Source organism: Priestia sp. USM5, from assembly GCF_058323215.1.
The window spans coordinates 1,204,169-1,217,758 of record NZ_JBSGKN010000001.1 but is presented as its reverse complement, the minus strand read 5'-3'; the positions used below and the strand labels follow the sequence as shown (position 1 = coordinate 1,217,758).

Below are 13,590 nucleotides of genomic sequence, written 5' to 3'. Positions count from 1 at the left end.
GATATCTATCATGAAGGCAGTAACGTATCAAGGTATTAAAAATGTTGTAGTCAAAGAAGTTCCAGATCCAAAGATTGAAAAACGAGATGACATGATTATTAAAGTAACCAGTACGGCTATATGTGGGTCTGATTTACATTTAATTCATGGCATGATTCCTAACCTGCAAGAAAACTATGTGATTGGCCATGAACCAATGGGAATCGTCGAAGAAGTTGGTCCAGATGTGACGAAAGTAAAAAAGGGAGATCGTGTTATTATTCCTTTTAATATAGCATGCGGTGAATGCCTTTACTGTAAAAACCATTTGGAAAGCCAATGTGATAATTCCAATGATAATGGTGATATGGGTGCCTATTTCGGATATTCTGGTACGACGGGTGGCTATCCAGGTGGGCAAGCTGAATATTTAAGAGTACCGTTTGCTAACTTTACTCATTTCAAAATTCCAGAGACTTGTGAAGAACCAGATGAAAAGTTAGCAGTTATTGCCGATGCAATGACTACTGGTTATTGGAGTGTTGACAATGCAGGCGTAAAGGGTGGAGACACAGTTATTGTTCTTGGCTGTGGTCCGGTTGGCCTTTTTGCTCAAAAATTCTGTTGGCTAAAAGGAGCAAAGCGTGTCATTGCCGTAGATTATGTAGATTATCGCTTGCAACACGCCAAACGTACCAACAAAGTTGAAATTGTAAATTTCGCACATTTTGAAAATGCAGGAATGCATTTGAAAGAAATGACGAAGGGCGGCGCTGATGTTGTCATTGATGCAGTTGGTATGGACGGTAAAATGACTGATATGGAGTTCCTGGCGAGTGGAATGAAACTGCAGGGCGGAGCATTTAGTGCGTTTATCATGGCTTCACAAGTAGTACGTAAAGGCGGGACAATCCAAGTTACAGGCGTTTACGGTGGCAAATATAATGGATTCCCAATGGGAGATATTATGAACCGAAACGTCAATATTCGCTCTGGACAAGCACCTGTAATCCACTATATGCCATATATGTTTGAATTAGTTTCGACCGGAAAAATTGATCCAGGAGATGTCGTGAGTCATGTACTTCCACTTAGTGAAGCAAAGCGTGGCTATGAGATTTTTGACACCAAAATGGATAATTGTATAAAAGTCTTGTTAAAACCTTGAGGAAGGAGGTAGAAAAAATGAATTACGCTTTACATGAAGTTCTTGAGGTCCATGAAATGGCTGCATTTAAGACCAATTGCTTGACTAAGTCCAAAACGATGAGAGGATTAGTTACAGATCAGCAATTAAAAGATATTATGCAGCAAGACATAGATGTATCTACGAGACAATTACAAGAATATGCTTCTATCCTTTCCAACGCTAAGCAGTAAAATAGGAGATGAATACACATGAATCCAATTATTGAAAATTTAACTGGCATGAATGCCCTATCGGATCAAGTGGTTGCAATGGATTTATTGATTGCAGCTAAAAGTGGAGTTAGAAATTACGCCATGGCAGTTACGGAGGCAGGAACACCTGAAATTAAAGAAATGCTCACTCACCATTTAGTAGAAGCTCTTGATATGCATGAACAAATTTCTGCATATATGGTAGAAAAAGGATGGTATCATGTTTGGGATACAAATGAACAAATCACTTTAGATTTAAATAATATCGATACGGCATTGAACTTGCCCACTCTATAAAAATAAAATAGGAGCAGTTTAACATTACCAACCTAAACTGTTCCTGACAATCCATATATATCTTAAAAAAGTTCTGAAGGGACTTGTAATGTTTACAGGGTATGAAGAATAAAAACAATATAAAAAGCAAGCCTAAGAAAAGGAGACTATAAATGGGAACAATTAAACCAATTAAGATAGGCTTAAAAAAATCAAATCCTGATAGAAAATTGACGGCTCCAGAAATGGGAAAACTCTGGGCAACCTATATGGGTAATAGCATGTGTAATTGTATTTTAAATTATTTTCTACAACATGTTGAAGATCAAGACATAAAAAAGCTAGTAGAACATGCGAAAAGACTAACTGAAGAATTTCAAAGTAGCGTCAAAGAGATATTTATCAAAGAAAATATACCTATTCCACATGGCTTTACAGAGGAAGACGTTAATCTAGGTGCTCCAAGATTATTTGAAGATGAATTTTATGTATATTATTTAAAGTATGCAGGAAAAGCAGGACTTAGCATTTATAGTATCGCTATACCTTTAATATATAGAGAAGATGTACGCAATTTCTTAACTTACTGTATGAACTCGACCATGGAATTAATGGAAGAAATTAAAACCATTTTAATGGATAAAAGCCTTATTATTGCCCCACCCATTATTCCAGCTCCAGAACAAGTAAAAATTGCCAGTACTGATTATTTGAGTGGTTTTGTTGGAGATGTTCGTCCTCTACACGCGTTAGAAATTGCTCATTTATACGATAATATTGAAAATAACGTAACAAGCAAAGCTTTAATCATGGCTTTTAGTCAAGTTGCCAAAAGCCAAAAAGTTAGAGACATATTTGTAAAAGGAAAAGACCTTACCCATAAAGCAGTTGAACATTACATAGAAAAACTTCATCGTGAGAACTTACCTGCTCCAGAATTTATTGACCATTTAGTCACAACTTCAACTTTCGCACCTTTTTCGGATAAACTAATGCTGTTTCATAAGGTCGATATGTTTTCCATGAAAATAAGAGCATTTGGGAATTCACTAGCTGTAAATGGCAGACATGATTTAGCGTTACTTTATGGGAGATCTTTAATGAATATAGCAAATTTTGTTAAGGATGCATCAAATATTATGATGGAAAATGGATGGATGGAAATTCCACCAGAGGCTGTAGATAGAGAAAATTTAGCTTCAAAATAGTATTAGTGAAAATAACAAAAACCCCTTATGGAAGGTTGTTTTGCATGTAATTTCCGATAAGCCGTTTTATGTTAACTAAATAAGGTCTATTTAAGTTGATAATGTATTAAAAAAACAAAAGAAACTATCTCATCCTTAATAGTTTCTTTTGCCCCGCGGATTAGGATATTAGATAGATACCTCGCGGTGTCTTGGATAGTTTGCTCAAATGTTGGAATAGCTACGCATTCTTAAGAATTATAGCAGGAAATATTATGTTTCTGCTCTTATTTACTTAGTTTAATTACTACTGCAAGCTACTAATGCTAGCAATAATACAGCAGAAGTTGCTAACACCTTTTTCATACATGCACCTTCAACTCTCTACTAATCATTTCTTACTTATCAACCTGTAACTACTGTTAATAAAAGGTAGAAACTTTGTGTATTTTATCACGCTTTTTGTATTTATGAACATCACTACTACCTAACCTAATAATCTTATTCTTGTACGGTCTGAAATCCTCTTTTATAGGTAAAAAAAGAGCATAAATCCGTTGGTCCCCAACAAAATTTATGCTCTTTCTTTAATAAACCTTTTACGAATTCACTTTTCATCTCGTCACAAATAATTTCAGATGTATGATTCCTATAAAACTACAAACGGCCTTACACAATATCTCGATTCAATTTTTCATCTTTAACCACTTTAATTCTTTCCACTTTTCCTACAAGGAAGATGTACGAAAGTGCTCCTAAAAGGGCCAATGCCGCTATGAATACTAGCGCTGGAGCAAAGTTTCCTCCTTTAGCTAAGAAACCAATAACAATCGGAACAATAATAGAAGCTAGACCGCCGATAAAGTTAAAAACTCCGCCTGTTAAACCGACTAAGTGTTTAGGCGCTAGCGTTGAGACAAAGACCCATGTAATAGAAGCCAGGCCATTTCCAAAAAACGCAATAGCCATAAACATGATAATGAGAGATGTGCTATTTACATAATTGGCTCCAATGATTGAAGTTGATAAAAGCAGTCCTACGATAATAGGTGTTTTTCTTGCAATACCTAGTGATACTCCTTTTTTCACTAAGGCGTCAGATACAAAACCAGATAGTAATACTCCTACAAACGCTGCTAAAAACGGAGCTGATGCTAAGAATCCTGATTTTAAGAAATCTAACCCTCTGTATTCCACAAGGTACGTTGGAAACCAGGTAAGGAAGAACCATAAAGTAGAGTTGACGGCAAACTGTCCTAAGTAGATGCCCCATAGCTTTCTGTGAGAAAAGGCTTCTTTAAGATTTCCCCATTCGAACTTTGCTCTTTCTCCTTTCGTATCCGCAGCTTTAACTAAGCCTCCACCTTCTTCGATATGCTGTAACTCTGCTTTATTTACTTTGCTATGCTGAGAAGGATCACGATAAAAGATGTACCATATAATGCCCCATGCTATACCGATAACCCCTGTAGTAATAAACAGACCTCTCCACCCTAAAAAGTGCTGAATGGTCACCAATGTAGGTGTTAAAAATGCTAGCCCTGCAAACTGTCCTGAAGTATAAAAAGCAATTGCTGATGCTCTTTCCTGATTTGGAAACCAGCTGGTAACTACTTTATTATTGGTCGGAAAAGCCGGTGCTTCGAACGCTCCTGTCGCTAGACGCAGACCAAAAAGACTCACAAATCCCTTGGTAAATCCTTGTAATAATGTAACAATAGACCAGGTGATTAAGCTAACGGCATACGTAACACGAGCACCAAAACGGTCAGCCATTACCCCTCCTGGTATTTGCAAAGCAGCATAAGCCCATCCAAAGGCTGAAAATATAAGGCCCAGTTCTACTGATGATAGCTTTAAATCCTTGGACATGGCCGTGGCGGCTACAGAAATATTACTTCGATCCATATAGTTGATGACAACGCTTACGAAAATAAATGCTAAAACACGAAATCTAACGCGAGTCGGCTTTTCGCTATACCCCTTCATTCCCTTATCCCCCTGTATATGACTAGTTTAAAAAGAAGATCTGACTGACGGTCATTTGTCAATCAGATCTCCCGTACTAAAATGGTTTCCCCTTTACCATTCCGCTACAGAACCGTCTTTATGACGCCATACTGGATTACGCCAATTATGACCAATATCAGCCATTTTTCTAACATGGTCTTCATTAATCTCAATACCTAAGCCAGGTCCATCTGGAATCTTTACGAATCCTTCTTCATATTTAAATACGTGATTATCAACAATATAATCTAGTAAATCACTGCCTTGGTTATAGTGAATGCCTAAGCTTTGTTCTTGAATAAATGCGTTGTGGCACGTTGCATCTACTTGAAGACAAGCGGCTAATGCAATAGGTCCTAACGGGCAATGAGGCGCAGCTGCTACATCAAAGGCTTCAGCCATTGAAATAATTTTCTTACATTCTGTAATTCCTCCTGCATGTGATAAATCAGGCTGAATAATATCAACGTATCCGTCCGTTAAGAGCTTTTTAAACTCCCATTTTGAAAACATTCTTTCTCCCGTCGCAATAGGAATGGATACATGGTTGGCAATTTCTCTTAATGCCTCATTGTTTTCCGGCAAAACCGGCTCCTCGATAAACATTGGACGATAGACCTCTAGTTCTTTAGCTAAAATTTTTGCCATTGGCTTATGTACTCGTCCGTGAAAATCAATACCTATTCCTACATAAGGTCCCACTGCTTCTCTAACAGCAGCAATACGTTCCACTACTTGATCAATTTTTTCATATGAATCTACGTATTGAAGCTCTTCTGTCCCATTCATTTTTACTGCTGTAAACCCTTTTGAAACAACTTCTCTTGCTGCTTCGCCTACATCTGAAGGGCGGTCTCCTCCAATCCAAGAATATACTTTAATAGATTCTCTTGCTTTTCCGCCTAACAGTTGATGTACAGGAGCATCATAATATTTTCCTTTTATGTCCCACAATGCTTGATCAATTCCTGATATGGCACTCATTAAAATAGGTCCGCCTCGATAGAAGCCGCCTCGGTACATAACGTTCCAATGATCTTCAATATTTAATGGATCTTTGCCAATAAGATACTCCATCAGCTCATCTACTGCAGCTTTAACGGTAGAGGCTCTTCCTTCAATAACTGGTTCTCCCCATCCAACAATTCCTTCGTCTGTTTCTATTTTTAAAAATAACCAGCGTGGCGGCACTTGGAACAATTCATAATTAGTAATTTTCATGTACTTTTTCCCCTTTCGTTATACCATTCACTGCGGCTACGTATGCTTTAGCCTTTTGTGTTAATTCCTGCAGGTATGCATGAGTAATTTCACGATTTGTATCTACTAAAGAACTCCCAATACCAAACCCTACAGCACCTGCTTCTTCAAATTCTTGAATATTGTCTAAGCTAACTCCTCCTGTTGGAAGAAGTGGAATATGGGGAAGCGGCCCCCGAATATCTTTAATATAGCTAGCACCCAGCCTAGCAGGAAATACTTTTATAATATCTCCGCCATTTTCATATGCCGTTAAAATTTCAGTAGGTGAAAAAGCACCTGGAATACTCACCGCACCGTATCTTTTTGTTAGTTTAATAGTTTCAATATTAACAGTTGGAGAAAGGATAAACTTTGCTCCTGCTAAAATAGCTGAACGTGCTGTTTCAGGATCAAGCACTGTACCTGCTCCTACTAGCACTTGATCACCCAGCTCTGTAGAAACCTCTTTAATGGCTGAAAGTGCGTCAGGCGAATTTAGAGTAATTTCTATATTTTTTACACCGCCGTCATTAAGCGCAGAGGCAATTTTCACTACGTCCTTCGGTTTGGCTCCTCTAATAATCGCAACGATTTTATGCTCTAATAAATGTGATAAACTATCCGTCATGGGTAAGCCCCTTTCTTTTATCGTATAACGTCTTCTTTTGTAATCGCATTCATAAATTCGTAAAGCTCTTTCTTATCAGGCAAGCCTTCAATATCACCCTCTACGGTTACAACCATAGCTCCTATAGCACACCCTCTTCTAACCGTTTCTTTTAAAGAAGATTTATCTATTAATCCTGATAGTATCCCAGCGGCGAACCCATCGCCAGCTCCTACTGGATCTATTACTCTAGCAACTTTAAAGCCTTCTACGTAAGCGGATTCATTTTCAGTCGAATAATAAGCTCCTTCCTCACCTAGCTTAATAACGACTAACTCTGCACCTAATTGATGAAAAGCTACTGCAATGTCTTCAGGATTATCCTTCTCAAATAAAAACTGGCCTTCATTCACTCCTGGTAAAATAATATCTGCATATGTAGCCATTTTAATGAGTGTTTGACGCGCAGTTTCTTCATCCCAAAGCGTCTTGCGTAAATTCGGATCAAACACTATTTTTACACCATTTTTTTTAGCTGCTTTCATCGCTTGAAAAACAGCTTCGTGGCAGGAATCGCTTAGCGCAGGTGTAATCCCTGTCACGTATAAGTATTTGGCAGAAGAGATGTACTCTTCATTCATATCATGCGGATTCATAAAGCTTGCTGCTGATTCTTTCCTGTAATAAAAGACTTTACTGTTCATTTCATTTGTTTTTTGCTTTAAAAAAAGACCCGTAGGAGCATGATCATCAAATATCACATGTCTTACATCTATTCCTTCTCCTTTAATACTTGAAAGAATCCGCTCTCCTAGCTCATCTTTTCCTAACCGGCTAACCCATCCCGTTTGATAACCGAGTTTTGACAGGGCGATTAACGTATTGCTTTCTGCCCCTGCAATTTTCGAAGAAAAATCTTTAGCATATCGCATCTTTCCATTCGAGTGTGGGGTAAACAGAATCATTGTTTCCCCCATGCTTATCACATCCATTTTACCCCTCTTTTCACTTATCTCTTTGCCTCTTCATATCCAGCAATAAAAGATATATTAGTCGCTGTTTGAAGCAGCCTTTCTACTATAAAGTCCTTATGCTTCAGCATTCTTTCCTTAGGTCCAGCTACGCTAATAGCAGCTTGAATACTTCCCTTTGCTCCAAATACAGGTGCAGCAAGGCAAAATAAGCCTTCTTCATTTTCTTCATCATCAATTGCATAGCCCATTTGAATAAAAGAGTCTAGATTGTCATTAAGAACTTTTTTATTTGTAATCGTATAATCCGTAATAGGCAGCAGCTCCGTATGTTCAAGCAGCTGTTCTCGCTGATCTTTAGGAAGAAAAGCTAAAAAGGTTTTTCCTAATCCGGTACAATAGAGCGGCTTTCGGTTACCAGGCTGAGCTGTTGTTCTAATAGAGCGATTATTATCAATCTTAACAACATAGACCAACTCTCCATCTGACAACAAAGCCATAAACACCGTTTCCTGAACATCCTCCATCAGCTTCTTTAAATATGGTTTTCCCTCAGAAGAAATATCCAATGATTCCATAGCCGCTGTTCCAATTTGAATTAGCTTTGGCCCTAGCTTATACCTTTTTAATGAGTCCTGATTCAAATACCCTTCATTATGAAGTGTTCCCACAAGATTAAACGTACTGCTTTGCGGAAGCGAAAGTAAATCGCTAACTTCTTTTACTGTTAACCCCTCGGGATGTTGAGCAATCAATTCAAATACCCTTAATACACGTTCTGCTGATTTTACTGACATGAAGAAACCCTCTCTAAATCACATATGTGATTTTGAATTTTATATATGATTTACTGATTTAAATACTATCATAGACAGATCATTAATTCAAAATATTTTTACAAATTAAACAAAAATACTTATGACAGAAACTGATTAACTCAGCAGCAACTTGTAGATAAGGTTGGTATTACAAGACAGACTGTTAGCCTCATAGAAAAAGGCAAATATAACCCGTCGTTAAAGCTTTGCTTGCAAATTTGCTACGTCATTGAAGAAACATTGGACGAGTTATTTTGAATGAAAAAGATAGTTGATGAAAGGCTTACCTTTTTAAATTTGCAGCATATTAAAATTACATATTTGGAGGCATTATTTTTGTATGTGGTCTTATACCCATGAACTATGTGTACCGGTTAAGAAAAAACAACAAAATGAATGGGAAGATGATGAATAAACGAAGACCTTGTTCCAGGTCTTCTTTATTTCTACCGATAATTCACATTACGACAACTAGAAGTAATCCCTGTTTTATGCTATCAATACTTTACATTAAAATTCCGATGATTCCATATACCTTGGGTAGCTTGCTCAGTCTATAAAATTCACCCTAATTTGCGTTTAAATTCTTTACTAGCGAAGAAATAAGCAATGACCATGATACCTAGGCACCAGGCAAGGGCACTCCAGATATCGTTGCCAACAGATCCTTCATACAAGAGTGCACGAATCGTATTCACGATTGAAGTCACGGGCTGGTTTTCGGCGAATGCACGAACAGCTTTAGGCATCGTTTCAGTGGGAACAAAGGCGGAACTAATAAAAGGTAGGAAGATTAGTGGGTACGAGTAGCCTGTGGCTCCTTCCATAGATTTCGCTGTCAGTCCTGGAATAATGGCCAACCATGTCAGGGCTAGCGTAAACAGCCCGAGTATCCCGGCTACCGCGAACCAATCTAGGATATCAGCGCTGGAACGGAAACCCATCAAGAGCGCGACGAAGATAACTATCACGATAGTAAGCGCATTGGAAACAAAAGATGTCAACACGTGAGCCCATAATACCGAAGAACGTTTAATGGGCATGGTGATGAAACGGCCCATCAGTCCACTTTTTACATCATTAAATAGCCGCACGGAAGTGTAAGCGACGCCGGATGCGATAGCCATCAGCAGGATTCCCGGTAATAAATAATTGACGTAATTGGCTGTTCCTGTATTTATAGCGCCACCAAATACGTAGACAAACAGTAGCATCATCATAATCGGCGTAATCGCCACCGTAATAATCGTATCCGGGCTGCGCATAATAGTGCGCATCAAACGTCCTAGTAATACACCTGTATTGTTTTTCATTTACATTTCCTCCTTTTTACCGATGATTGCGAGGAAGATTCCCTCCAATGTTGGCTGTTTCTCAATGTATTCCACTTTTGCTGGGGGGAACATCTCTTTAAGTTCAGTAAGGGTACCGGTTTTGATGATTTTTCCGCCATGTAGGATGGCTATACGGTCTGCCAGTTGTTCAGCTTCCTCTAGGTACTGAGTCGTGAGCAAGATGGTTGTACCACCGCCAGCAAGCTCTTTGATGGTGTTCCAGACTTCAATCCGGGCTTCCGGATCAAGTCCGGTCGTCGGTTCGTCGAGAAAAATAACGGCTGGCCCCCCAATCAGACTCATAGCTATATCAAGTCGGCGCTTCATTCCACCGGAATATTGATCCGCCCGGCGATTAGCTGCATCGGTCAAGCTGAATCTTCCAAGAAGATTGTCAGCTACTTCATCAGGATTAGATACCCCTCGCAATTTGGCGATCATTATCAGGTTTTCCTTCCCAGTAAGCATGCCGTCTAACGCTGCGAACTGCCCCGTTAGGCTGATGTTTTGGCGGACGTCAGCCGGTTGACGTTGGACGTCAAATCCGCAAATACTCACTTCGCCGCTATCAGCCTTCATCAACGTTGAAAGAATATTAACTGTCGTCGTCTTACCTGCCCCATTTGAGCCCAGCAGTGCAAAAATTTCACCGCGCTGCACCTCAACATTCACCCCTTTTAAAACTTCTTTGTCTTTAAAGGACTTTTTTAACTCTTTTACAAAAATCGCTGTATTTCTCATACGTTTTTCCTCCTTTTAAAAAGCTCCACAAGCTTTCTTGCTAGAACTGTCATGCTATAACTAAGCTGAGCATCTCGTAGAGCTAGGTTTTTGATATCTCACTATTTAGTCTGACCGATATTCTGTATCACTTAGTACTGAGTTTAAAAAATGACTGAATAGCAAAAGCAACTAGCTATTCAGTCGATGTTATTGATTAAATTTATTTTTTCCTAATCGTTCCTTAATACTCTGATTCAAATCTTCACGATACTTAACCATATAAGTTTTAGCATTTGCCACTAATTCGTCAGCAAAGGAAGCCACATCGTCTCCAGTAATTTCGAGCACCTGTCTACCTTCTGCAGCACCTGCTTCGAATAAATCAATTAATTCATACTGCATGTGTAGCATATCCATTCCGTTGCCCGATGAGAAATTCCACATGTAGTTTTGAATTTTTTTAAATACAAACTGATAGTCTTCTGGCAAGGCTTCAACCCGTGCCATCATCATTTTATACTCTTTTTTATCACCAATCATTTTTTTGAATATTTCCAACATGTCATTTTTCCTCCTTTTTATAAAGCTTCATAAGCTGCTTTAAAACTATCCTATGAAGCTAGTTTGACTTCAAGACGTTGATTTTTGATGATACAAAATCCCACCTTTTCCAAAACAACTCAAGCTCCTTGTAGCCCGCCTCATTAAGCGAGTAAAATTTGCGGGGTGGGCCCATATCCGATGGTTTTTTTTCTATATTCACAAGTTTTTTCTTTTCCAATCGTACGAGAATAGTGTAGACCGTCCCTTCTACGACCTCGATAAATCCAAGCTCGTTCAGACGGCGTGTAATCTCATAGCCATAGGTTTCATGGCGGCTGATAATTTCTAACACACAGCCTTCCAGCGAACCCTTCAGCATTTCAGTTAAATTTTCGATCTTCAGAACCTCCTCTATATCGTCTGACTTATATTCTGTATTACTTAGTACCAAACCAATTTTTACTTAATAACTTTTAAAATTAAGCTATTAAGTAATACTTAGTATATGTAGATTGTAATACTTAGTACCGGGCATTTCAACTATTTTTAAAAAGATTTTCAAAATTTTTTGTGCTGTTTATTATAGAAAAATCATTTTTTATCAAAATGAGTTACTTCTGTTAGTACAATACCTTTTTTATTAATATGATTGTATTGCTTCAGTCAAATTTAACTTTTTGATCAATTCTTCAGTTGTTAAAACTTTGGCAAACTCATTATCTAAAGTTGCTAATGACACAGTATGTATTTGTTCAGGTGGATAATATGCATGATCTGCTCCTTTTACTGCAAATGCAGCTGTGGCATCTGATACGAGATACGTTTCAAATCCTAAATTATCACTCACTCGAGTAAAATTTGATACATAATGTGGAGTTGTTAATCCTACTATTACGCTATTACGACTTTTTCTATTTTGTTTTCTTTCAAATGATTCTCAATCTCCTTGTTTTTTCTGAATATTTTAACATTTTTTATAGATATATACCTTTAAAATGGTATAATATAGAGAACATCAGTTCGGGAGGCTTAATATGCAAACAAAAAAAGTTTATATTTATGTATTTAATACAATGTCAGATTGGGAGTATGGATATTTAATTGCTGAACTAAATTCAGGAAGATATTTCAGACAAGGTTTAGCCCCTTTAAAAGTAATGACGGTAGGAGTTAATAAAGAAATTATTAAAACAATGGGGGGGCTGAGTATACAGCCAGATATTTCTCTTGATGAGTGCACTCTTTTGGATAAAGATCTTTTAATTCTACCGGGAGGAAATACATGGAGTGAGGAGATTCATCAACCTATATTGAAAAAAGTTGGGGAAGTTTTAGAGCTTGGTACTATTGTAGCTGCAATTTGTGGTGCTACTGATGCCCTTGCAAATAGTGGATACTTAGATTCTAGAAAGCATACGCTTAATAACTTAGAATATACAAAAATGGTCTGTCCTAATTATAAAGGGGAGAAGTTGTATGAGGTTGGACCTGTAGTATCCGATAATAACATGATTACTGCTTCAGGAGTAGCACCTCTAGAATTCGCGAGGGACGTATTAAAAAAATTAGATGTATTTGCATCAAATACATTAGATTCATGGTATAGCTTAAATAAAACTCAGAAGTCCGAATACTTTTTTCAGTTAATGAGCTCAATATAGGTTCCTAATTATATACAAGGTGGATTACAATAATTTTCTTTTTTATTTTTGTATACGTAAAAATAGATAAAAAAGATGATTAAAAACAGCTTTTGTCTACCCTCCTTAAAACCCCAGATAATCAAAATATCTGGGGTTTTTTATTATAAAGGTTTTAATGTTTACATTAGATAACGACAAATACATATCTTTCCCACGAATTTCCTATATCTTAGATTACTAAATATCAATAAATTTAATACTGATTCTGTTTATCTAGATCAATTAAGGAGATACTTTTTCCTCAGGTTCATTAAAAGAAATATTTTTTATCCATTCTTTTTTTAATAATGCATACTGAAGAGTATTTTCATACTTAGGTGTTCCATCTTCGTATTTAGTAAACGAAATAAACTCAACAAAACGTCCTTCTTTACGCATTCCTAATTTTTCACATAGTTTTTGTGATTTATAGTTATCCTCCTCAACGTATGCATAGATTCTTCTTGCATCCAATTGAGTAAACAGATACCTTAGGAACTCCTTCACACTCTCGCTTGCGTACCCTTTTCCCTCATATTGAGCATTAAAGTGCCAACCAATGGAATAAGTATCTGGATCTTCTTTTAAGTAGAATATCTCTCCTATTAGATCATCACTGCCTTTTAAGCAGACTGCAACAAAAGAGTCATCTTTTTTTCTTTTTTGAGCTTTTAAAGCGGCTTCCTCTATTGTGTGAACTTTGTCTTCAAGAAAGCAGTTTACCCTTGGATTAGCCAAGTATTCCAAAAGAGCTTGAGAGTCTGCTTTAGAAAAGTTTCTCAATAGTAATCGATCAGTTTCAATCTTTTTCATTAAA

At 37.4% G+C, this 13,590-nt stretch carries 16 protein-coding genes and 1 pseudogene; 6 read left to right on the top strand and 11 right to left on the bottom strand.

Features of this window, described 5'->3' with window-relative positions; genetic code table 11:
- Positions 1–10: 10 nt before the first annotated feature.
- From ACWATA_RS06410 to ACWATA_RS06395, 4 genes are all read left to right on the top strand, one after another.
- Positions 11–1,147 carry a zinc-dependent alcohol dehydrogenase gene (locus ACWATA_RS06410; protein WP_165636270.1) on the top strand — a complete coding sequence of 379 codons (1,137 nt, stop codon included), beginning with the start codon at positions 11–13 and terminating at the stop codon, positions 1,145–1,147.
- Between the two features lie 17 nt (positions 1,148–1,164).
- Positions 1,165–1,359 (top strand): hypothetical protein, encoded by a 195-nt coding sequence (locus ACWATA_RS06405; protein ID WP_048019372.1) that lies wholly within the window; start codon positions 1,165–1,167, stop codon positions 1,357–1,359.
- Between the two features lie 18 nt (positions 1,360–1,377).
- Entirely contained in the window at positions 1,378–1,677 is a 300-nt protein-coding gene (locus ACWATA_RS06400; protein WP_165636269.1) for a spore coat protein, read from the top strand.
- Positions 1,678–1,829: 152 nt separating this feature from the next.
- Positions 1,830–2,864 carry a DUF3231 family protein gene (locus ACWATA_RS06395; protein ID WP_165636268.1) on the top strand — a complete coding sequence of 345 codons (1,035 nt, stop codon included), beginning with the start codon at positions 1,830–1,832 and terminating at the stop codon, positions 2,862–2,864.
- Between the two features lie 648 nt (positions 2,865–3,512).
- On the opposite strand, the gene ACWATA_RS06390 is transcribed toward ACWATA_RS06395, so the two are convergent.
- The 5 genes from ACWATA_RS06390 to ACWATA_RS06370 form a co-directional block, all read right to left on the bottom strand.
- Positions 3,513–4,832, bottom strand: a complete 1,320-nt coding sequence (locus ACWATA_RS06390; protein ID WP_048019369.1) for an MFS transporter — start codon at positions 4,830–4,832, stop codon at positions 3,513–3,515.
- Between the two features lie 93 nt (positions 4,833–4,925).
- Positions 4,926–6,074 (bottom strand): galactonate dehydratase, encoded by a 1,149-nt coding sequence (dgoD, locus tag ACWATA_RS06385; RefSeq protein ID WP_013058319.1) that lies wholly within the window; start codon positions 6,072–6,074, stop codon positions 4,926–4,928.
- On the bottom strand, positions 6,061–6,723 hold the full coding sequence (locus tag ACWATA_RS06380; protein WP_432235717.1) for a bifunctional 4-hydroxy-2-oxoglutarate aldolase/2-dehydro-3-deoxy-phosphogluconate aldolase: 663 nt from the start codon (positions 6,721–6,723) through the stop codon (positions 6,061–6,063). The genes dgoD and ACWATA_RS06380 overlap by 14 nt, the downstream gene beginning before the upstream one ends.
- A gap of 17 nt (positions 6,724–6,740) precedes the next feature.
- Positions 6,741–7,694: a sugar kinase gene (locus ACWATA_RS06375; RefSeq protein ID WP_432235716.1), complete on the bottom strand. Its 954-nt coding sequence runs from the start codon at positions 7,692–7,694 to the stop codon at positions 6,741–6,743.
- A 17-nt stretch (positions 7,695–7,711) separates the two neighbouring features.
- Positions 7,712–8,470 (bottom strand): IclR family transcriptional regulator domain-containing protein, encoded by a 759-nt coding sequence (locus tag ACWATA_RS06370; protein ID WP_165636265.1) that lies wholly within the window; start codon positions 8,468–8,470, stop codon positions 7,712–7,714.
- A gap of 135 nt (positions 8,471–8,605) precedes the next feature.
- Here ACWATA_RS06370 and ACWATA_RS06365 point away from each other — a divergent pair.
- Positions 8,606–8,749, top strand: a pseudogene (locus ACWATA_RS06365) (helix-turn-helix transcriptional regulator); the annotation flags it as partial.
- A 305-nt stretch (positions 8,750–9,054) separates the two neighbouring features.
- Here ACWATA_RS06365 and ACWATA_RS06360 read toward each other — a convergent pair.
- The 5 genes from ACWATA_RS06360 to ACWATA_RS06340 form a co-directional block, all read right to left on the bottom strand.
- Entirely contained in the window at positions 9,055–9,804 is a 750-nt protein-coding gene (locus ACWATA_RS06360) for an ABC transporter permease (RefSeq protein WP_165636264.1), read from the bottom strand.
- Positions 9,805–10,566: an ABC transporter ATP-binding protein gene (locus tag ACWATA_RS06355; protein ID WP_473049651.1), complete on the bottom strand. Its 762-nt coding sequence runs from the start codon at positions 10,564–10,566 to the stop codon at positions 9,805–9,807.
- A 189-nt stretch (positions 10,567–10,755) separates the two neighbouring features.
- Positions 10,756–11,109, bottom strand: a complete 354-nt coding sequence (locus ACWATA_RS06350; RefSeq protein WP_013058327.1) for a DUF1048 domain-containing protein — start codon at positions 11,107–11,109, stop codon at positions 10,756–10,758.
- Between the two features lie 58 nt (positions 11,110–11,167).
- Positions 11,168–11,488, bottom strand: a complete 321-nt coding sequence (locus tag ACWATA_RS06345; protein WP_028414817.1) for a PadR family transcriptional regulator — start codon at positions 11,486–11,488, stop codon at positions 11,168–11,170.
- Positions 11,489–11,731: 243 nt separating this feature from the next.
- Positions 11,732–11,983: a cysteine hydrolase family protein gene (locus tag ACWATA_RS06340; protein ID WP_473050209.1), complete on the bottom strand. Its 252-nt coding sequence runs from the start codon at positions 11,981–11,983 to the stop codon at positions 11,732–11,734.
- A 142-nt stretch (positions 11,984–12,125) separates the two neighbouring features.
- Here ACWATA_RS06340 and ACWATA_RS06335 point away from each other — a divergent pair, with 142 nt between their 5' ends.
- Positions 12,126–12,752: a type 1 glutamine amidotransferase family protein gene (locus tag ACWATA_RS06335; RefSeq protein WP_116740105.1), complete on the top strand. Its 627-nt coding sequence runs from the start codon at positions 12,126–12,128 to the stop codon at positions 12,750–12,752.
- Between the two features lie 264 nt (positions 12,753–13,016).
- Here ACWATA_RS06335 and ACWATA_RS06330 read toward each other — a convergent pair whose 3' ends face one another.
- A complete protein-coding gene (locus ACWATA_RS06330; protein ID WP_165636261.1) occupies positions 13,017–13,586 on the bottom strand; it encodes a GNAT family N-acetyltransferase in 570 nt (189 codons plus the stop codon).
- Positions 13,587–13,590: the final 4 nt, after the last annotated feature.

What these genes read in the sequence shown, in the direction of transcription:
- ACWATA_RS06410 (WP_165636270.1), top strand. Translation starts at nt 11, where the DNA reads ATGAAGGCAGTAACGTATCAAGGTATTAAAAATGTTGTAGTCAAAGAA.
- ACWATA_RS06405 (WP_048019372.1), top strand. Translation starts at nt 1,165, where the DNA reads ATGAATTACGCTTTACATGAAGTTCTTGAGGTCCATGAAATGGCTGCA.
- ACWATA_RS06400 (WP_165636269.1), top strand. Translation starts at nt 1,378, where the DNA reads ATGAATCCAATTATTGAAAATTTAACTGGCATGAATGCCCTATCGGAT.
- ACWATA_RS06395 (WP_165636268.1), top strand. Translation starts at nt 1,830, where the DNA reads ATGGGAACAATTAAACCAATTAAGATAGGCTTAAAAAAATCAAATCCT.
- ACWATA_RS06390 (WP_048019369.1), bottom strand. Translation starts at nt 4,832, where the DNA reads ATGAAGGGGTATAGCGAAAAGCCGACTCGCGTTAGATTTCGTGTTTTA.
- dgoD (WP_013058319.1), bottom strand. Translation starts at nt 6,074, where the DNA reads ATGAAAATTACTAATTATGAATTGTTCCAAGTGCCGCCACGCTGGTTA.
- ACWATA_RS06380 (WP_432235717.1), bottom strand. Translation starts at nt 6,723, where the DNA reads ATGACGGATAGTTTATCACATTTATTAGAGCATAAAATCGTTGCGATT.
- ACWATA_RS06375 (WP_432235716.1), bottom strand. Translation starts at nt 7,694, where the DNA reads ATGGATGTGATAAGCATGGGGGAAACAATGATTCTGTTTACCCCACAC.
- ACWATA_RS06370 (WP_165636265.1), bottom strand. Translation starts at nt 8,470, where the DNA reads ATGTCAGTAAAATCAGCAGAACGTGTATTAAGGGTATTTGAATTGATT.
- ACWATA_RS06360 (WP_165636264.1), bottom strand. Translation starts at nt 9,804, where the DNA reads ATGAAAAACAATACAGGTGTATTACTAGGACGTTTGATGCGCACTATT.
- ACWATA_RS06355 (WP_473049651.1), bottom strand. Translation starts at nt 10,566, where the DNA reads ATGAGAAATACAGCGATTTTTGTAAAAGAGTTAAAAAAGTCCTTTAAA.
- ACWATA_RS06350 (WP_013058327.1), bottom strand. Translation starts at nt 11,109, where the DNA reads ATGTTGGAAATATTCAAAAAAATGATTGGTGATAAAAAAGAGTATAAA.
- ACWATA_RS06335 (WP_116740105.1), top strand. Translation starts at nt 12,126, where the DNA reads ATGCAAACAAAAAAAGTTTATATTTATGTATTTAATACAATGTCAGAT.
- ACWATA_RS06330 (WP_165636261.1), bottom strand. Translation starts at nt 13,586, where the DNA reads ATGAAAAAGATTGAAACTGATCGATTACTATTGAGAAACTTTTCTAAA.